The organism is Moraxella sp. CTOTU48717 (assembly GCF_032057165.1).
In the GTDB taxonomy this organism is placed as follows: domain Bacteria; phylum Pseudomonadota; class Gammaproteobacteria; order Pseudomonadales; family Moraxellaceae; genus Faucicola; species Faucicola tetraodonis.
In genome coordinates this window covers 46856-66082 of sequence record NZ_DAMBBC010000004.1, presented here as the reverse complement: position 1 = coordinate 66082, position 19227 = coordinate 46856, and the positions used below count along the sequence as shown (strand labels likewise).

Below are 19227 nucleotides of genomic sequence, written 5' to 3'. Positions count from 1 at the left end.
CGCCATTTTAAAGGGCGGTTTTTATTAAAATCAATCCATTTTACCAGGCACAGGATTATCCAAAATTGTTTGGGTTTGTTTGGCGCGAAAATCACTGATTTTTTGCGCGAGGGTGCTATCACCAATCGCCAAAATTTGCGCTGCCAGTAGCCCTGCATTTGCCGCGCCCGCTGCCCCGATGGCAAGCGTACCCACCGCCACCCCTTTGGGCATTTGCACGATGGATAGCAAACTGTCCCAACCGCTTAGGATGGAGGACTTGACAGGTACACCAAGCACAGGCAAATCCGTCTGAGACGCACACATCCCGGGCAGATGCGCCGCGCCGCCTGCCCCTGCGATAATCACAGACAGTCCGCGAGCTTTGGCAGTTTTGGCATAGTCAAACAATCTATCAGGGGTGCGATGTGCCGATATTACTTCACACTCAAATGGTACCCCAAAATCCGCTAGCACTTGCGCGGCGTTTTGCATGGTTTCCCAGTCAGATTGACTACCCATGATGATACCGACTTTGGCTTGACCTTGTGGCGATGGGATGGGTGGTGGTAGCTGGTGTGTCTGGGCGTTTGGCTGGCTTGCTGACATGGAAAATTCCTTTTGCCAAAAAATTGACGGACTAAAAATAAAAAAACGTGCATGAAATGCACGGTTAAAACTTAATATAGCATGATTTTTTACCCTTGAAAATCAAAATCTATGAGGCAACTATATCACCACATTGGCGGGTACTCGCGGCTTTTGTTCAGGGGCAAATTTTTGATGACTAAGCATGGCCAGCTGCGTCTCAATCGTATCGCACATCATCCCTAAGGGCAATTCGTTTTCCCCCGTACCAAACGGCTCGCTGATTTCATCGACGATTTCATTGAGCGCCATAAAGGTGTAGCCGACAAAACTGACTACAAATGGCGTTACCCAGCCAATCGCATTGCCCAGTCCAAATGGCAGCATAAAGCAATACAGATACACAGTGCGATGCAGCAGCACAAAATAGGCATACGGAATCGGTGTGTTATTAATGCGTTCACAGCCCGCTTGGATATGGGCAATTTCACCCAAGGTGTTATCCAAGCTTTGCCATTGCCAAACATCGATTTTTTGCTCGGCTTGCCAGTTGGCGAGCATCTGCCCCATGATTTGGGTCAAGCGTAACGCAATAAAGTTTTGCCCAACCACGGCTTGCTGTTCTTCAACTGTTAATAGCCGCTGCAGGTTTGCTGTATTATCCTCACTCCGCAGCTGTTGGCGTAGACTGTGGACAAAAGCGATTTGATGGCGGATAAAGGCTTGTTTTTCCGCCATACTGACATTGGGCAGTGTCATCACTTGACGGGCGATGTTTCGACTTAGCCAAACCAGCGTGCCCCACAGTTTACGCCCTTCCCAAAACCTGTCATACGCTGCGTTATTACAAAACCCGTGGAAAATCGCAAGAGAGATACCGAGTATCGCAAACACCGAAGGATTGAGCGGTACAGGCTCGGTGGCGATATGGGTTTGATAAAAATAGATGAAAAAGGAGAAAATAAACAACAAAACTTGTGGCACAATCAGCCGTTTAAAATACGAGCCTTGCATCACAAACAGCATCTTTAGCGGCTCAATCGGACGTCGAATCATACCTAACTCATCTTAATCGTTTGCTCACTGGCTATCATTTTTAGCCGTAAGCTTTAAATAAATATTTTAATTTATGTTACACCCAGTTTAGCTTTGGGTTAATGCTGATATTGAATAAAATTCGCTGAGGTCAAAGCCGGATGATCGGTGTCAAATTGATAAGCCGTCAAAAAACCATCTTTGGCAGCAGAATAATCCACACAGACCACTTGATGACTAAGTAGCTCAGGCGTGCCATTGAGCCAATAATGCCCGACAAAAATAGGTTTGTCATGGTCAAGACCAAACAAAATCTCAGCGGTCAACGTGTCTTTAGGAATATGAATCAAATCTTCTTGACTGGCGCGCGCAATCTGGTGAATCGGCTGAAACGACAAACTCGGTTGCCACCACTGTATCCGTACATTTTTACGTTGATGACCTTCTTTATCGACCAAATGAATGCCTTCAGGTAGCGGTGCTTCCACACCTTTAAGCACTCTTTCCAGTGCCTCAAAAGGTGGCGTGCCTTCCTCACTGGTTTTTTGTAGCGCAACGGGCGTCAAGCGATTGTCGGTTGTTAACAGCGGTTTTAAAATCGCCATCGCATCACTGTCCCAACAAGCATGCACAAAACACGCATCATCCAGCGCTAGCCACAGCGGTAATTCATAAAACCGCTTGAGCCAAAACTGGTGCAACTCACTACCAAACCCTACTTCATCAAGGAACGCTTGATGCTGCGAGGTATTTTTATCATTATGTTGTCGTAAATATTGGCTTGCATCGCGGGCATCGGGTGTTGCGTAAGCTAACGCATTATACTCGTGATTACCCATGACCGCGAGCGCTTGCCCGTGGTCAATCATCGCAAATACGATAGATAAGGTTTGCAGCTGTTGACTGCCCCTATCAATCAAGTCGCCTATAAAAATCGCTTGGTGATTAGGAGGCGCTTGAAAACACTGACCATCATGTTGATAGCCCAACTGCGTCAGTAACCCAATGAGTTTATCTGCCTGACCATGCACATCACCAATCACATCATAAATCATATTTTTTACCTTTTACTGCTTTTTACGACTTTACCGTTAACCAGCCAAGCGACTGTTAACTAGGCAACCTGTGGCTGTACAACCTATGAATGGGCAAGCTGTAATCAGGCAAGCGGCGCCACGCAATTTTTTGCCCCCAAATGTTAGCCACCAAAGCCTAAAAATCTAGGGTGCATTAATTGGTTAAAAAAATGCGCCACAATACCGGGCTCAATGGCAATGGTAGCTAACATACCAAAAATACCACCCACCAAATGTGCCGAATGATTGATACTGCCGCGACCTTGCCCATCCGCCCACACACTATACGCCACATACGCCACCGCGAACACAATCGCAGGTACAGGAATCACAAACAGCAATAATGTCGACCAAGGATTCATCAAGATATAGCTAAAAATTACTGCTGAAACAGCGCCCGATGCGCCTAGACTGCTATAACGAGGATTGTTTTTTTGTTTTAGATAGGTTGGCATAATTGCCACCACCAAAGCGGCAAAATAAAACAGCACAAACCCTAGACTGCCGAGTTTGGACATGAACAAACCCTGTACCGCTTGCCCAAACGAATACAAAGTAAACATATTAAAAAACAAATGCATCCCATCGGCATGGATAAAACCATGGGTGACAAAGCGATCAACTTGTCCACGCTGCACCGCAGGCGGATAAAAAATCAACCTTTGCATCAGTTGGGGTGATTGCCAAGCTAATAAACTGACAACCACTGTAATGATAATGATAAATAAAGTATGGTTAGAAAAAAGTGACATAGCACCTCAAAATGGCAATAAATAATGGTAAGTACGATTATGATAAAGATAGCGTATTATCTCAATAAGCCAAATGTGAATTTATTAATATAGGTGATACCTAAAGCTACCTTGTAGTATTACTTTCACCTTGTAGCATGAAACTAATGACAAAGCCTTCAAATTTTAGCAACACACCTTTACCCAAGTTTACCCAAAATGGGGACGATTGGAATTTTTAACACAATATTTACGCAATAGTTACCTTAACATAACTGAAGGCGTGCCGATTTTGCTTTAATTTATTAGCTATATTTGAGTAATACTGCAAAAGACTTAACAAAATCTGTTGAGTTGCAGCAGTTTTTCTCAGTATTGTTAAGCGTAAATTAAATAGCAATGCAATAATAAACCCAACAACCATAAATAATAATTTTTGAAAATATATAATAGAATTATTGGCTAGTGTGCTGGATATAAAAATAATACATTGGTTTTATGGTGGTTGATAACCCTTCATTTTCTTGAGGATTGAATTATGAATATCATTGAACATTTAACCCGTACAGTAACACCCGTTCTTTTAAATAATGCAAATGACGAAAACCGCTCATCTTTATTAGAAAAATTATACGCTATTATGGTTGCCCGTCTTGCTGACGGTAACATCTCTAACAGCTTTGCTAATGCAACCATCGCTGATGATGACCACGGCTTTTTTGACCGTGTACTGCCAGACACGAACCATCGTACAGAGCTAGTGCAACAGCTCTCACGTCATTACAGTGTACCAGAGCAAGAGACTACTTCGTTGGTAAGCCGTGCCGCTCCCCTAGTACTGCGTGAACTACGCTCACTTGCGGGTACAACACCACTTAATACTTTCTTATCGAACAATATTGCGTCTGTGGCTTCTGTGATTCCTGCTTGGGCATATGCATTTATCCCAGCGGGCATTTTGACTATGTTGAATTTGTCGCCTGCGCATGCAGCCACCACGCCTACTGTCCAAGCGACCACTCGTAGAGAGGAGCATTTGGTTGCTACGCCGAAAGCTGAAGAAGGCGGCTTGATGAAAATGTTACTGCCAATTATTGGCCTGTTGATTTTAGGTGCACTCGCTTGGGCTTTATTAAAATCATGTAACAAAACTGAGCCAGTCGCGACGCCAGTTGTGGCTTCTACCACTGCTTCAACAACGACAACGACTACCACGACTGAAGTCTCTGCGGCAAGTGCAACAGATACCTCAGCCCTAGCTGTGGCGTCCGCTACTGATACCGCTGTTGCTAGTATGCCAATGGCTTCTGGCACTACGATGACCACCACTGAGACAACGGCAACAACTATCTCTAGCACTGAGCCTTCAGTGGTATTTGAAAATGGTCGCCTAAGCTTCTACTTTGCTACAGGTAAAGCACAAGTTGCTGGTAATGCTAAAGAAAAAGCCAATGATATCCTTGAAGCCGCTAAACAAGGTAAAAAAATCGGTATCAGTGGTTATACCGACAGCACGGGTAATGCCGCTGCCAATGAGAAGTTAGCAAAAGAGCGTGCCCAAGCGGTTAGATCATTCTTAGTAGCTAATGGTGTGCCACAATCACAACTTGAATTGATCAAACCACAAGACACGACAGGTGCTGCAGGTAAAGACCAAGAAGGCCGCCGTGTCGATGCATACATTGTTGATGACAATGCAATTCCTGCAACCGGTACCACAACCGTTACAACTGTTGCAAGCCCAGCGAATTAAACCACCTTGCGCAGTTGATTCATCGTTAAAAATCCTCGATAAGTTATCGAGGATTTTTTTTGCTGTTAAAAACTTTTAGATGCCACTGGCTTTTTGGGTAAAAAATTTCATTAAGGGTTTGATTTTGCTAACCATACTCACGCCTTCACTGCGTAGCTGCTGAATCGGACGCAACTGTGTACCAAAAATCCAATTAATCCCTGAAAAACTATGCATCATCATCGCGTTATTAGCGTAGCGTTGACGCTCATACCGCTGTAAGGTGGCAAAACTTGCCCATAGCTTGTTGCCTGAACGCTGGTAATCTTTTTGCAAAATATCGCTCAAGGCAATGATATCGAGCATACCCAAGTTTAAACCTTGTCCCGCCAAAGGATGCACCCCATGCGCAGCATCGCCAAGCAATGCCAAGTTGGCTTTGACATAATTTTTGGCATGTTGGGCACCCAGTGGGAAACTGGCGATTGACTCAATCTCAGTGATATCCCCTAATGCGTAGCCACTGGCAAAGGCGAGTTCTTTGGCAAGCTCTTTTGGCGTGAGTGTGAGTAAATCAAGGGCAGCATTGGTCGGCAATGTCCATACCACCGATTGCCAATGTTGCGGGTTCGCCTGATCGTCAGCCGTCACATCTGCCAACGGTAAAAGTGCCAAAGGCCCTGTCGGCAAAAACACTTGTCTGGCTGTCGCCTTGTGTGGCTGCTCGGTTTTGATGGCGCAGCAGATTGCCGTTTGCTGGTACACCAAAGTATCTAACCCAATCCCTGCCGCTTGGCGTACCATAGAGCCGCGTCCATCAGCACCGATTAATAGCTTACCTTGATGCGTGGTGCCATTATCTAAGCTAACTTGATACCCCAAATCTTCACCTTGCCACGCAATATCAGTGACCTTATGCCCTGCAATATGGCGCAAATAAGATTGACCCTGATGGACAAGACGCTCATCGTCAAAACCGTCATACAGCGCTTTTTCGATGATAAAGGGCTCAACCATACTACCCAATAATTGCGGTGTTTGAGCATCACCAAAATTTAGCTCGCCCACGCCATTGGTCTGCCATACCTGCATTTGGGTATAGTCGGCTTTGCGTTTGCTTTGTTCAATACGCTGCCATGCACCGACCTCTTTGAGTAGGTTGATACTGGCGACGCTTAGCGCATAGACACGAGCATCACGCTGGTTGAGTTTTTGCTCCCAGTCGGCTTGAGTGAGGTGTGGGCGAGCATCGATTAAGGTGACAGGATGGCGCGATTGGGCAAGCTTTAACGCCAATGTCGCGCCAACAACACCACCGCCGATGATTAATGTAGTGTTTTTCATGATTTCAGCCCCATCGCAAAGGTAGCCACAGCTGGTTTCACAAATGGCACTTTATCAAAAGCAATGAGTCCGACGTTACGCGCGATTTTGAGCAAGGGATTTTGGTGCATAAAACCATACACCACCGTATCGCAGAAAATTTCTACCCGTTTTTGGTCAGCTTTACGGCGTTTGGCGTAAGTTTGTAGCATGCGACTATCGCCGATATCTTTGCCGCGCATCACTTGCTGTGCCAGCATCTTGGCGAGCGTATCAGCATCGCGCATACATAGGTTAAAGCCTTGTCCTGCCACAGGGTGCAAGGTGTGGGCAGCATTGCCCATGATGACGCAGCGTCCTTTGACTTGACTATCTGCCAATATTTTCACCAGTGGATACGCACCGCGTTTACCCGCTTTGACAAACTTGCCTGCTAGGCTGCCAAAGGCTTGTTGAATGGTGTCAAGAAAGTATTGGTCGTCGTCCAGATAGCGCTGTTCTTCGCCTTTTGGGCACACCCACACCACAGAGCGGCGGTAGCCTTGCTGGGCTTGTCGTCCATCCCCTTGACTGATATCAAACGCATCAACCAAAGGCAACACAGCAACTGCGCCCATTTTATTAAAGCGTTCAATCGCTTGATGCTGGTGCGGTTTGTCCGTCATGACCACGCCCACGACACCTACTTGGTGATAATCGTGTGCAGTTGCGCCAATGCCCAGTAGTTGCCGGCTTGGCGAGTGCTGACCATCGCACGCGACCAATAAATCAGCCGTTAAGGTTTGGCGAGCTTGGTGGGCTTGGTCAAAGCGAATAGTGACATCGGTTGCCGTCTGCTCTATATCGGTCAAGGTGGCACCGTCTAGCAGGGTTATCAGCGGATTGTTTTGCACGGCGAGCAGTAATTTTTTGCCAAGCCATGCGTTTTCCATCACTTGTCCAAAACTTTCCACCCCTTCAGCGTGTTTATTGAGGGTGGCTTTACCAAAACTACCTTCTTCACTGATGTTAACTTCATCGATGCGGCAGGCATGGCTTTGTAAATCATCCCATAGCGCTTTGCCATTAAAGGTGATACCACGATAAATTTGTACCGTACGGCGTGACAGCGCGATGTTACGGCTGTCAAATTGCGCGCGGTCTAAGTCATCATCAGGGCTGATGGTCGGATAGTTGGCTTTTTCTAGTAACGTACTTGAGATGCCTTTGTCGGCAAGCAGTAAAGCAAAGGATAAACCAACATTGCCGCCACCGATAATCACCACAGTTTGGGGGGTAAGAATATTCATGATTGTTCTCTTTTTTAAAGGGCGGTTAAAGCGCACCTTATCAGAATTTTTTACCAGTTTAGCACAAATCCTTACGCGCTTTGTGGCGGCAATTGGGTAAAATCCATAAAGCAAATGTTAAAGGACTAAGCAAAATGTCGCTATTACAGTGGTTATTGCTGTTTTTGCTTAGCAGTATATTTTATAGTTGGGTGCTGCTGGGAAATGGCGCAAAATGGCTAGAAGGCTGGCTATCTTGGTGGCTAATTGGCTGGTTTTCGCTAGATTGGACCGCTGAGCAAATCCGCTTGTATGTACTGATCATTTGGATTGTTGAAACGATTTGGTTTGTGGTCGGTTTGTTTCAACCAAGTTTACGTACTTTTTAGACTGACTTCGACAAAAATTTTGGCTACCTTTTTTTGTGAGGTTCTGTTAAAATAGGCAAAATCAAACCTTAGCGAGTTGGCATGATAAAGTTAATGGCACAGACTGGTAACGCATTAAAACCAGTTAGCTATTTTCTTTAAAATCAATGTCTTCTCGCTTTTTTGTGGGCGATACTTTTTACGGTATGTGCATTGACTGGGCATAATTTACCGTCGCACACATGGGTAGAACACAGGATACGAGCGGAGGCACTAGGTGAACACGAATTACGCAAAAGCAATTTTGGCATTGGCAGATGGTACGGTTTTTTATGGTCGCAGCATCGGTGCTAGCGGACACACCGTTGGTGAAGTCGTGTTTAATACAGCGATGACAGGTTACCAAGAAATCTTGACTGACCCAAGCTATGCCCAGCAAATCGTCACCTTAACCTACCCGCATATCGGTAATACTGGTACCAACGATGAAGACACAGAGTCAGGTCGTATTCACAAAGTGTGGGCAAATGGATTGATTATCCGTGATTTGACCATGGCGACCAGTAACTTTCGCTCAAGCCAATCACTCAATGAGTATCTGATTAACCATAACACCGTTGCCATCGCTGATATCGACACCCGTAAACTCACTCGCCTACTACGTGAAAAAGGCGCACAAAACGGTTGTATTATGACCGCCGATAGCGACGGTCATCTGGATGAAGCCAAAGCAATCGAACTTGCCAAAAGCTTTGCCGGTATCAAAGGCATGGACTTGGCGAAAGTCTGCTGTGACCAAGCGGGTTTTACCTGGACGCAAGGCTCATGGCAATTGGTGAGTCCAGAAGTGAGCCCAACTTGTGGTCACTTTAAAGAATTGGGCACTGACATTGAGCAAAAATTTAACATCGTGGCGTATGACTTTGGCGTCAAAACCAACATTTTGCGCATGCTCGTTGACCGCGGCTGTCATGTCACCGTTGTGCCAGCCCAAACGCCTATCAGCGAGGTACTCAAACACAACCCAGATGGTATTTTCTTATCCAATGGTCCTGGCGACCCTGAACCTTGTACTTATGCCATTGATGCGATTAAACACATCATTACGCAAACCGATATTCCGCTGTTTGGTATTTGTCTAGGTCATCAGCTATTGGCACTGGCTAGCGGCGCGCAAACCTTGAAAATGAAATTTGGTCACCATGGTGCCAACCACCCTGTGCAAGATATTGAAGCAGGTACGGTGATGATTACTTCACAAAACCACGGTTTTGCGGTGGATGAAGCCACCCTGCCAAGCAATGTGAAAGTGACGCATCGCTCATTGTTTGATGGCTCAAATCAAGGCATTGAGCTCACTAATAAGCCTGCGTTTAGTTTTCAAGGACATCCAGAGGCAAGCCCAGGACCCCATGACTGTGCGCCACTATTTGATAAATTCGCAGCTATGATGGCAAAGGCGAAAGCGTAAATGCAACAATACCCTTTTCACCTGGTTAATGTCTTTGCCGAAAGCCATTTTGGTGGTAATCCGCTTGCCGTATTTCCCCATGCCGATGGGCTAAATGATGAGCAAATGCAGTCGATTGCTCAGCAGTTTAACTTGAGTGAAACGGTGTTTATCTTTGCGCCCACTGATTTACATGGTACAAAAGCCGTCGCCAATTTACGTATTTTTACCCCAAATTATGAAATGCCACTGGCAGGTCATCCCACGCTTGGCTCGGCGTTTGTTTTAAAACAATTAAATGATTTATCGACTAATTTTATGCTAAATACAGTCGCCAAACCCGTACAAATCACCGCCAACGACAGCCATATCACGCTATCGCTAACAGGCTTTGACCATCAAATTAGTCACGCCACCGCAGAAGAATTAGCAAAGGCGGTCGGCTTGACGGTGAATGGCATTGATAGTCAAGCGTATTGGCTAAATAGCGGTTCACCCCAGTTGTTTTTGCAGGTATTGAGCAAAGAAAGTCTGTTTAACGCCAAGATTGATAAAGATTTATTGGCAACAATTTGCCAAAAAAATCAAGGACGAGAGATGATTTGTCTTTGGGCGATGGAAAAAGACATTATCTTCGTGCGTTTTTTCTCTTTAGAAAATGGGACAATTATCCAAGACAGCGGAACGGGGTCAGCGTGTGCCAATTTGGGGGCGTATTTTATCCTACAAAATAAATACCCAATTGCCAAAACCATTTATCAAGGCGATGATATGGGGCGACCCAACCGCTTGACGCTCAACGTCGATAACGAGCAAAACATTTTTGTGGGTGGCAATGTCATCGAAGTGGGCAAAGGTGAGTTTTATTTATAATAAAAAGTGCGTTAATCGCGCTTTTTTTAAAATTAGGATTTTAAAACATCATTTAGTACTCAGTTTTTTATTTTAAATTTTAAGTAATGCAGTTAAAAAGGGTGTAAAGCAATGCCAAAACGTACCGACATCAAATCCATTCTTATCATTGGCGCAGGTCCTATCGTCATCGGACAAGCCTGTGAATTTGACTATTCAGGCGCACAAGCCTGTAAAGCCTTACGTGAAGAAGGCTACCGCGTCATTCTGGTTAACTCAAATCCCGCCACCATCATGACTGACCCCGTCATGGCAGATGCCACCTACATCGAGCCCATCACCTGGCAAACGGTAGAGCGCATCATTGATAAAGAACGCCCTGATGCTATCTTGCCAACCATGGGCGGACAAACCGCGCTCAACTGTGCGTTAGACTTGGACAAGCATGGCGTACTCGCCAAATATGGCTGTGAGCTGATTGGCGCGACCAAAGACGCCATCGAAAAAGCCGAAGACCGCAATTTATTTGATAAAGCGATGAAAAAAATCGGCTTAGAGTGCCCACGCGCCGAAGTGGCCGAAACCATGGAACAAGCCTTCGCCATTCAAGCCAAGGTCGGCTTTCCCTGCATCATTCGCCCATCGTTTACCATGGGCGGTTCGGGTGGTGGTATCGCTTACAACCGTGACGAATTTGTCGAGATTTGTGAGCGTGGTTTTGACTTATCGCCCACTCACCAACTATTGATTGACGAAAGCTTAATTGGTTGGAAAGAGTACGAGATGGAAGTTGTCCGTGACAAAAAAGACAACTGCATCATCGTCTGTTCGATTGAAAACTTTGACCCTATGGGTGTGCATACAGGCGACTCTATCACTGTGGCACCTGCTCAGACTTTGACGGATAAAGAATACCAAATCATGCGTAATGCGTCATTGGCGGTGCTGCGTGAGATTGGCGTGGAGACCGGTGGTTCAAACGTACAATTTGGTATTGACCCAAAAACAGGTCGTATGGTGGTCATCGAGATGAACCCACGTGTCAGCCGTTCATCTGCCTTGGCATCTAAAGCCACGGGTTTCCCGATTGCCAAAATCGCAGCAAAGCTTGCGGTCGGTTACACGCTCGATGAACTTAGCAATGACATTACAGGCGGCTTGACCCCAGCCAGCTTTGAGCCCGCCATTGACTATGTGGTGACTAAAGTACCGCGCTTTAACTTTGAAAAATTCCCCCAAGCTGACAGCACCTTATCTACCCAAATGAAATCGGTGGGTGAAGTGATGGCGATTGGTCGTAATTTCCAAGAGTCGATGCAAAAAGCGTTACGCGGTCTTGAAATTGGCGTGAATGGTTTTGATGAGTATCTTGATTTCAATCAAGACGAGGATACCATTCGCAGCACCTTAAAAGTTAAGTTAAAAACCCCCACACCTGACCGTATTTTCTACATTGCTGATGCCTTCCGTTTTGGCATGAGCGTGGATGAGGTGTTTGAGTTTACTCGCATTGACCCTTGGTTTTTAGTGCAAATTGAAGACATCGTCAAAACGGAAAAATTGGTGAAAGAAACTGGCTTTGGCGGTTTGACCAGCGACAACTTGCGTCAATTCAAACGTAAAGGGTTATCAGATTTACGCTTGGCAACGCTCTTGGGAATTTCACAAAAACAACTGCGTAAAAAACGTTGGGATTTGGGCGTGTATCCTGTGTACAAACGCGTGGATACCTGTGCCGCGGAGTTTTCGACGTCAACCGCTTATATGTATTCAAGCTATGATGACGAATGTGAAGCCAATCCAACTAACAACAAAAAAATCATGGTCATCGGCGGCGGTCCCAACCGCATTGGTCAAGGTATTGAATTTGACTATTGCTGTGTGCATGCCGCCTTGGCAATGCGTGAAGATGGTTATGAGACCATCATGGTCAACTGTAACCCTGAAACGGTTTCCACTGACTATGACACCTCTGACCGTCTGTACTTTGAGCCTATTACGTTAGAAGATGTGCTTGAAATCGTGCGCATCGAAAAACCCGAAGGCGTGATTGTGCAGTACGGTGGACAAACGCCATTAAAATTAGCGCGCGCATTGGAAGCTGCAGGTGTGCATATCATCGGTACCAGCCCAGATGCGATTGACCGTGCAGAAGACCGTGAACGTTTCCAACACATGATTCAGCAATTGGGCTTTACTCAGCCACCCAATGCCTTGGCGACCAGTACCGAAGACGGTATAGTCAAAGCGACGCAAGTGGGCTATCCCCTAGTTGTCCGTCCCTCTTACGTGTTGGGCGGTCGCGCGATGGAAATCGTTTATAACGAAAACGAACTGCGTCGTTATTTGCGTGAAGCCGTACAAGCGTCCAACGAAGCCCCTGTATTACTGGACCGCTTCTTGGATGATGCGATTGAAGTGGACGTGGATTGTATCTCTGACGGCACCAATGTGGTGATTGGCGGTATCATGCAGCACATCGAACAAGCGGGCGTGCATTCAGGCGATTCAGCGTGTTCAATCCCTCCGTATTCACTCAGCCAAGAGATTTGTGATGTGATGCGCGAACAAACCGTGGCGATGGCAAAAGAGCTGGGTGTGGTGGGCTTGATGAACGTCCAATACGCGGTCAAAGATGGTGTGGTTTATATTCTTGAAGTCAATCCGCGTGCCTCACGTACGGTGCCTTTCGTATCAAAATGCATCGGCACTTCACTTGCGCAAGTCGCTGCGCGTTGTATGGCGGGCACAACGCTTGTGGAACAAAACTTTACCACTGAGGTGATTCCAACATTTTTTGCGGTCAAAGAAGCGGTCTTCCCTTTTGCCAAATTTCCAGGCGTCGACCCCATCTTAAGCCCTGAGATGAAATCAACGGGTGAAGTCATGGGTGTAGGTCAGACCTTTGGTGAAGCTTACTACAAAGCCATCATCGGCAGTAATGATAGATTGCCCGGTTTGCCAGTGGAGAATGAAGTTAAAAAAGTGTTCTTATCAGTGCGTGAAAGCGACAAAGCCAATCTAGTACCAGTGGCAAAACAATTTGCCGACTATGGTTTTAAACTTGTGGCAACTTCAGGTACACAAAAAATCTTGACCGAAGCCGGTATCGCCTGTGAGCGCATTAACAAAGTTACCGAGGGTCGCCCACATATCGTCGACGCCATCAAAAACGGTGAGATTGCGATTGTGGTCAATACCACTGAAGGCAAACAAGCGCATGAAGACTCGTTCTCGATTCGCCGCTCAGCCTTACAGCATAAAGTATTTAATGTGACCACCTTAAATGCCGCGGCAGCAGTTACCCAAGCGTATAAAGTGCAGCTACCATTTGATGTGTATAAGCTCCAAGCGCTACATACACAGGGATAACCACCGCTATTTTAAAATACTGATAGCCAGCGCTGTCAGTATTTTTTTATGGGCTAAGATAATCCTAAGGTTTAGGGTGTAGACTGGGTTTGCCCTAAGTACAGCCATGTTTATCAATGTTTTGACCACTAACCACAATCAGGGTGTGAATGCCATGAGACAACCTTCTAAGACCTTTAATATCATACTGCTCGCTGCTGTATTAGCGCCGACTACAACGGTATATGCCAAAAGCGATAGCGAAAAAGCGGGCGATATATTGCATATTGCTATCCCAGTAGCAGGTTTAGGTATGGCGCTTGCCAAACATGACCAAGAAGGCGTTTATCAATTAGGCAAAACCATGGCAACCAATTTGGCAGCTACCTATGCGCTCAAATACGCCACCAATGACACCGCTTGGGGCGAACGTCCCAATGGCGAAGATTACTCATTTCCGTCAGGGCATGCTAGTGATTCTTGCGCGGGCGCGACTTTCATCGGTCAACGCTATGGCTGGCGCTATGGCTCGATGGCAATGATTCCTGCCGCCTATGTGGGCTGGTCACGGGTGGATGCCGACAAGCATCATACCCGTGATGTGGTTGCTGGCTGTGCGCTGGGTGTCGTCAGTGGTTTGGTGATGACGCAACCGTTTGACAATGCCACTATTTTACCTTGGTATGAAAATAAAGCCGTGGGTGTTACCATCAGCTCAGTTTGGTAATGTCAGGGTTCATACAGTCAATTGAGTGAATGCTTTGCATCACAAGCCGTTATCAAGTAAAATACCGTTATTGTGGTGATTGACGCAGCACAGCAAATTTTTTACTAGAACCTTGTTAGGCAGTAGCCCTGTCTAGCATGGTTTTTTTCATCTATACAAAATAGATAATGGTTAATCACGAGCGTTGATGACCATTTTTTGTGACTTGTTACTTTGGCAATCTTGCCGTTTGAATCCCTATTTGTGACAAAAGGAATCCCCTATGCAACGTTATCCAATGACGCCTCAAGGTCACGCGGCTTTAGAAGAAGAGCTCAAACAGCTCAAAACCGTTGACCGTCCACGTATTACCGCGGCGATTGCCGAAGCGCGCGAACATGGCGACTTAAAAGAAAATGCCGAGTACCATGCTGCCCGTGAGCAGCAAGGATTTTGTGAAGCCCGTATTCGCGATATTGAAGCCAAATTGGGCGGCGCTGAAGTCATTGATCCGCTCAAACTACCGCAAGAAGGTCGCGTGGTGTTTGGCGTCACGGTAGTGATTGAAAATCTCGATACCGAAGAGCAAAAACGCTATAAAATTGTGGGTGATGACGAAGCAGATTTTAAAGCCAATAAAATCTCCATCAACTCACCCATCGCGCGCGGTCTGATTGGCAAATCAGAAGGCGATGAAGCCAAAATCCAAACCCCAAGCGGTGAAGTCGAATACGAAATCGTAGAAGTCTTGTACCAATAACCGCTATTTAGCCGATAAAGCCAATCAAATGATTGGCTTTTTTATTGTGACAAATTATGGGTAATTGTCAAAAAATGGCGAAAAACACGTTGACAAAAATGTTACAATAATTCGATAGGTTGATTTTACAGATTATTTTTTGAGAATTGGATAGGAAAGCTTATGAGCATGAATGCGAACAACAGCGCAACTAACAACGCCACCATTTTACAATCTGTCCCCGTCGGACAAAAAGTCGGTATCGCGTTTTCTGGCGGACTTGACACCTCAGCTGCGCTACTTTGGATGAAGCAAAAAGGCGCGCTGCCATACGCTTATACCGCGAACTTAGGTCAACCTGACGAAGAAGATTACAACGCCATTCCCAAAAAAGCCGACCAATACGGTGCGGTCAAAGCGCGTTTGATTGATTGCCGTTTGCAATTGGCGCTTGAAGGTATTGCTGCAATTCAATGCGGTGCGTTTCATGTCAGCACCGGTGGTATGCCCTACTTTAACACCACGCCACTGGGTCGTGCGGTCACAGGCACCATGCTAGTCACCGCCATGAAAGAAGATGATGTCAACGTTTGGGGCGATGGCTCAACTTATAAAGGCAATGATATTGAGCGTTTTTACCGTTATGGGCTACTCACCAATCCTGCCCTTAAAATCTATAAACCGTGGCTTGATCAAACCTTCATTGATGAATTGGGCGGTCGTAGCGAGATGTCACAGTTCTTAATCGACAATGGCTTTGACTACAAAATGTCCAAAGAAAAAGCCTACTCAACCGACTCAAATATGCTAGGCGCGACGCATGAAGCCAAAGACTTGGAGTTTTTGGATGCCAGCATGCACATCGTTGAGCCGATTATGGGTGTGGCATTTTGGGATGAAAATGTCAAAATCGACAAAGAAACAGTGACAGTACGCTTTGAACAAGGCATGCCTGTGGCAATCAATGACGAAACCTTTGATAGCCCAGTGGATTTGATTTTAAAAGCCAACGAAATCGGGGGTCGTCATGGTCTTGGTATGAGTGACCAAATTGAGAACCGTATCATCGAAGCCAAATCACGGGGTATCTATGAAGCCCCTGCCATGGCGCTGTTGCACATTGCCTATGAGCGTTTGGTCACTGGGATTCATAACGAAGACACCATCGAGCAGTACCGTATCAATGGTTTACGCCTAGGTCGCTTGTTGTACCAAGGTCGCTGGTTTGACTCACAAGCCTTGATGCTTCGTGAAACCGCCCAGCGCTGGGTCGCCAAAGCTATCACGGGTGAAGTCACCATCGAGCTACGCCGCGGTAATGACTATACCATCTTAAATACTAAATCTGACAACTTGACCTACCAACCAGAACGCCTATCGATGGAAAAAGTTGAAGATGCGGCGTTCACGCCAATGGACCGTATCGGTCAGCTCACCATGCGCAATCTAGATATTTCAGATACCCGGGCTAAATTGGCGTTATATAGCCAATCAGGTTTGTTATCCAATGCCCATGGCTCAGACGTACCACAACTAGAGCAAAAATAATGCGGTAAATAAAAAGGGCGTATTTAATACGCCCTTAGCTTGTTACAACCCATCATTTAGTCATTGGTATGAAATAACAAAAACAACTCAACGATGTTTTTTTCTATGGCTTGTGCCATTTGGCTCATGGTTTCTGGGTCTTTGAGTAGCTCTTGCATATCCGGTTGGTCTTCATCAATGCCACTAAACAAAATCATCGGTAACGTCAGCATTGCCACATCTTCTTCGCTGTCGTCATCATCAAACCAATCATCTTCTTCGTCATCGCTGGCATACATGGCATCAACAAAGCCCACTGACCATTCGCTGATTTCTGAGTTTTCAATATCGAGATAGTCAGTTTCGTCGACATCAAAAGGCAGCTCAATTTCACGCTCATCTTGCAGCATGGCTTGCAGCTCATCACGCCACTGTTCAATGGCTGATAACACCTCTGGCTTGACTTGTTTTTCATGCCCTTCAAAAAGATAGGTTTGCCAATTGTGTAAAGGTTTGCCGACGATAGAGGCGGTTAAAAAGCCGTGTGTAGCGATACTCGATAGCCCAAATTCGTTGTCATCACTGTCTAAAAAATCGATTAAATCATCAAAATCCATGGTGGTTATCCTAGTATGCTATCAAAAAAGCGGATTGAAAAAAGAAAGGTTAATACCTAGTGTATTAACCTTTTGCTTGACTTACAACTCATCATCGTCAAAATCGTCGTCATCGTCTAAGTCATCAAGATCGTCATCAAAACTGTCTTTAAGTGAGCGCTCTAGACGCTTTTCTTCCAATAAATTATCAATCAAACGACGTTTTTCAAGACTACTTGCCCGACTTCGACCCGATGCGTCGTCATCCACGAGTCGCGCGTCATCGTCATCATCAAAACTGTCATCTTCAAAGCTATCATCAATATCTGGATCAGCCATTTAGTGCTCCTTTCGCTGGTCGATTCGATAAATTTGCAATTTCATAAAGCCTTATAATGGGTTTTGTCAGTCAAGTCAAGTGGCGAAAGAAAAAATAACCATGATTCGTTTATTTTTCTGTGGCGGTCAAAATATCATCGCGTTTGGCAATGAGTTCGGTCATCAAGGTTTCTGATAAACCGTTGTACCAAACCATCTCACGCTCTGTGATAGTGGTCGGATGTTGCAGGTTTTTAAACTGCACTTTACCATCTAAAGTTTTAAGTAAATCCAGCGGATATAGGAGCAATAAACCATCTTCTTTGGCGTGGTTGGCCATCAGTTTTTGTACGTCATCGAATTGATGACTGATACTGGTACCGATGGTTAATGGCAAGGCAAAACGCGATAGCTCACGGTGTTTTTCGTATACCACTTGGTTGAGGATAATCAACAATTTTGACAACAACACCGCTGCCAGTGGCAATTGCTCGGCTTTACCTGCTAGATGAATGACCGCGCCTTTGGCATTAAAATGCGAGTTGTCTTTGATATACACGTCTTTGATATAGCGATTTAACACATTGTTTGACGGATTAAATAAGCTGTTTGATGCGCGCATCAATAACTGATTACACAATTGAAAATATGGTTTTGCAACTTCAGGTGCCACCCGTTTTAGCAGATGATACTGGTCATAAAAATGAATTTGCAATTCGATTTCGGGCTGTTTTTGGCTGTCCACTGTATTTTCTTGAGCCAGATTGTCAGTCGCTTCAGTCGCTGTGGGCTGGGTTTGGGGAATGTCTTTAGCAGATTTTGATTTTTCTCGATTTAAAAAATCATTGATGGTTTTGCCAGTGGCGGCAGGTTGCGCGGTTGCGCTGCTATCCCCTGCTTTATTGTACAAGGTGTCTTCGTCTAACTGCAATTCAGCATCGGCTGTCAATGCAGGGTTGGTGGATGCTAGGCTACCACGCGCAAGCGCGATATGCTGCTGGACTTTTTCACCCAATTGCGCAAGCTGTTCCTGCGTTGGGCGCGCCATATAGCCATAAATCAGCCATAAAAACCCATGCAAAATTGCTGACCCTAATACAAACAACCATTGACTACTGACAATCTCGCCTTTGGAGACCGCTTTCATAATGATAGTGGCGTGACCGAGAACTTGGTTGTTTTGGATAATGGGTTTATCAATTACCTGCCCCACTTCGTTTTGTGCTTGTCCCGTTTGCACCAGCGGCTGATTGTTTTGGTCACTGATGACAAGCTTGGCGACTTCCTGATCAACTTGGTAGCGGTTTGCCAAGACGCTCAGGCTAATTCTATCTTGGCTCGTGATGCCCACCATGGCTTCTTTGGCTAACTGTTCAACAATTTTTTCACCCTTTTGGGTACGCTGCTCGTATTGGGATTTTTCACTACTAAAAGTAAGCATCAAAAAATGTAAACAAAAACTAATAAGGAGCACAATAGCGAATTTGCCTTGACGGGGGGCTAGATGATTCATGGGTAGATTAAACTTTCTTTAGGAGCGATTAAATGCTACATTATCATGTTTATTTTTTTGGCATACAAGGGGTAA

At 45.6% G+C, this 19227-nt stretch carries 17 protein-coding genes; 8 read left to right on the top strand and 9 right to left on the bottom strand.

All coding sequences use genetic code 11. The annotated features are described in order from the left end of the window. Positions 1-30: 30 nt before the first annotated feature. The 4 genes from purE to RT084_RS03845 form a co-directional block, all read right to left on the bottom strand. Positions 31-588 (bottom strand): 5-(carboxyamino)imidazole ribonucleotide mutase, encoded by a 558-nt coding sequence (gene purE, locus RT084_RS03860; RefSeq protein ID WP_312383867.1) that lies wholly within the window; start codon positions 586-588, stop codon positions 31-33. Positions 589-708: 120 nt separating this feature from the next. Continuing rightward, positions 709-1623, bottom strand: coding sequence for a bestrophin family protein (locus RT084_RS03855; protein ID WP_065253624.1), 915 nt, complete (start codon positions 1621-1623; stop codon positions 709-711). A gap of 98 nt (positions 1624-1721) precedes the next feature. Continuing rightward, positions 1722-2657, bottom strand: a complete 936-nt coding sequence (locus tag RT084_RS03850) for a metallophosphoesterase (protein ID WP_312383865.1) — start codon at positions 2655-2657, stop codon at positions 1722-1724. A gap of 143 nt (positions 2658-2800) precedes the next feature. Further along, a complete protein-coding gene (locus tag RT084_RS03845) occupies positions 2801-3430 on the bottom strand; it encodes a rhomboid family intramembrane serine protease (RefSeq protein ID WP_065253622.1) in 630 nt (209 codons plus the stop codon). 517 nt (positions 3431-3947) lie between these two features. Between RT084_RS03845 and RT084_RS03840 the strand changes: the two genes are divergently transcribed. After that, a complete protein-coding gene (locus RT084_RS03840) occupies positions 3948-5162 on the top strand; it encodes an OmpA family protein (protein ID WP_312383862.1) in 1215 nt (404 codons plus the stop codon). A gap of 75 nt (positions 5163-5237) precedes the next feature. Here the strand turns inward: RT084_RS03840 and RT084_RS03835 are convergent, their stop codons facing one another. Both RT084_RS03835 and RT084_RS03830 read right to left on the bottom strand, forming a co-directional pair. Further along, on the bottom strand, positions 5238-6485 hold the full coding sequence (locus tag RT084_RS03835) for an FAD-dependent monooxygenase (RefSeq protein WP_312383859.1): 1248 nt from the start codon (positions 6483-6485) through the stop codon (positions 5238-5240). After that, positions 6482-7753, bottom strand: coding sequence for an FAD-dependent monooxygenase (locus RT084_RS03830; RefSeq protein WP_312383856.1), 1272 nt, complete (start codon positions 7751-7753; stop codon positions 6482-6484). Before RT084_RS03830 ends, RT084_RS03835 begins: the two co-directional genes overlap by 4 nt. A 134-nt stretch (positions 7754-7887) precedes the next feature. On the opposite strand from RT084_RS03830, the gene RT084_RS03825 reads away from it, so the two are divergent. The 7 genes from RT084_RS03825 to argG all read left to right on the top strand — a co-directional run bounded on the left by RT084_RS03825 (position 7888) and on the right by argG (position 16746). Beyond that, positions 7888-8121, top strand: coding sequence for a hypothetical protein (locus RT084_RS03825; protein WP_076774895.1), 234 nt, complete (start codon positions 7888-7890; stop codon positions 8119-8121). Between the two features lie 256 nt (positions 8122-8377). Then, entirely contained in the window at positions 8378-9571 is a 1194-nt protein-coding gene (carA, locus tag RT084_RS03820; protein WP_312383853.1) for a glutamine-hydrolyzing carbamoyl-phosphate synthase small subunit, read from the top strand. Then, entirely contained in the window at positions 9572-10423 is an 852-nt protein-coding gene (locus RT084_RS03815) for a PhzF family phenazine biosynthesis protein (RefSeq protein ID WP_312383851.1), read from the top strand. Between the two features lie 111 nt (positions 10424-10534). Further along, positions 10535-13774 carry a carbamoyl-phosphate synthase large subunit gene (gene carB, locus RT084_RS03810; protein WP_312383850.1) on the top strand — a complete coding sequence of 1080 codons (3240 nt, stop codon included), beginning with the start codon at positions 10535-10537 and terminating at the stop codon, positions 13772-13774. Positions 13775-13928: 154 nt separating this feature from the next. Then, entirely contained in the window at positions 13929-14480 is a 552-nt protein-coding gene (locus RT084_RS03805; protein WP_072092956.1) for a phosphatase PAP2 family protein, read from the top strand. Positions 14481-14742: 262 nt separating this feature from the next. After that, positions 14743-15219: a transcription elongation factor GreA gene (gene greA, locus RT084_RS03800; RefSeq protein WP_007116148.1), complete on the top strand. Its 477-nt coding sequence runs from the start codon at positions 14743-14745 to the stop codon at positions 15217-15219. Positions 15220-15387: 168 nt separating this feature from the next. Next, the gene (gene argG, locus RT084_RS03795) at positions 15388-16746 is read left to right on the top strand and encodes an argininosuccinate synthase (protein ID WP_062334910.1); all 1359 of its coding nucleotides are present in this window, start codon (positions 15388-15390) and stop codon (positions 16744-16746) included. Positions 16747-16802: 56 nt separating this feature from the next. Here argG and RT084_RS03790 read toward each other — a convergent pair whose 3' ends face one another. The 3 genes from RT084_RS03790 to RT084_RS03780 form a co-directional block, all read right to left on the bottom strand. Beyond that, the gene (locus tag RT084_RS03790) at positions 16803-17342 is read right to left on the bottom strand and encodes a YecA/YgfB family protein (protein WP_060995305.1); all 540 of its coding nucleotides are present in this window, start codon (positions 17340-17342) and stop codon (positions 16803-16805) included. Between the two features lie 81 nt (positions 17343-17423). Continuing rightward, positions 17424-17660, bottom strand: a complete 237-nt coding sequence (locus tag RT084_RS03785) for a PA3496 family putative envelope integrity protein (RefSeq protein WP_060995306.1) — start codon at positions 17658-17660, stop codon at positions 17424-17426. A 109-nt stretch (positions 17661-17769) separates the two neighbouring features. Continuing rightward, entirely contained in the window at positions 17770-19152 is a 1383-nt protein-coding gene (locus tag RT084_RS03780; protein WP_312383846.1) for a hypothetical protein, read from the bottom strand. Positions 19153-19227: the final 75 nt, after the last annotated feature.

Excerpts from the sequence above, each read along its gene's own strand:
- purE (WP_312383867.1), bottom strand. The coding sequence starts at position 588 with ATGTCAGCAAGCCAGCCAAACGCCCAGACACACCAGCTACCACCACCC.
- RT084_RS03855 (WP_065253624.1), bottom strand. The coding sequence starts at position 1,623 with ATGATTCGACGTCCGATTGAGCCGCTAAAGATGCTGTTTGTGATGCAA.
- RT084_RS03850 (WP_312383865.1), bottom strand. The coding sequence starts at position 2,657 with ATGATTTATGATGTGATTGGTGATGTGCATGGTCAGGCAGATAAACTC.
- RT084_RS03845 (WP_065253622.1), bottom strand. The coding sequence starts at position 3,430 with ATGTCACTTTTTTCTAACCATACTTTATTTATCATTATCATTACAGTG.
- RT084_RS03840 (WP_312383862.1), top strand. The coding sequence starts at position 3,948 with ATGAATATCATTGAACATTTAACCCGTACAGTAACACCCGTTCTTTTA.
- RT084_RS03835 (WP_312383859.1), bottom strand. The coding sequence starts at position 6,485 with ATGAAAAACACTACATTAATCATCGGCGGTGGTGTTGTTGGCGCGACA.
- RT084_RS03830 (WP_312383856.1), bottom strand. The coding sequence starts at position 7,753 with ATGAATATTCTTACCCCCCAAACTGTGGTGATTATCGGTGGCGGCAAT.
- RT084_RS03825 (WP_076774895.1), top strand. The coding sequence starts at position 7,888 with ATGTCGCTATTACAGTGGTTATTGCTGTTTTTGCTTAGCAGTATATTT.
- RT084_RS03815 (WP_312383851.1), top strand. The coding sequence starts at position 9,572 with ATGCAACAATACCCTTTTCACCTGGTTAATGTCTTTGCCGAAAGCCAT.
- carB (WP_312383850.1), top strand. The coding sequence starts at position 10,535 with ATGCCAAAACGTACCGACATCAAATCCATTCTTATCATTGGCGCAGGT.
- RT084_RS03805 (WP_072092956.1), top strand. The coding sequence starts at position 13,929 with ATGAGACAACCTTCTAAGACCTTTAATATCATACTGCTCGCTGCTGTA.
- greA (WP_007116148.1), top strand. The coding sequence starts at position 14,743 with ATGCAACGTTATCCAATGACGCCTCAAGGTCACGCGGCTTTAGAAGAA.
- argG (WP_062334910.1), top strand. The coding sequence starts at position 15,388 with ATGAATGCGAACAACAGCGCAACTAACAACGCCACCATTTTACAATCT.
- RT084_RS03790 (WP_060995305.1), bottom strand. The coding sequence starts at position 17,342 with ATGGATTTTGATGATTTAATCGATTTTTTAGACAGTGATGACAACGAA.
- RT084_RS03785 (WP_060995306.1), bottom strand. The coding sequence starts at position 17,660 with ATGGCTGATCCAGATATTGATGATAGCTTTGAAGATGACAGTTTTGAT.
- RT084_RS03780 (WP_312383846.1), bottom strand. The coding sequence starts at position 19,152 with ATGAATCATCTAGCCCCCCGTCAAGGCAAATTCGCTATTGTGCTCCTT.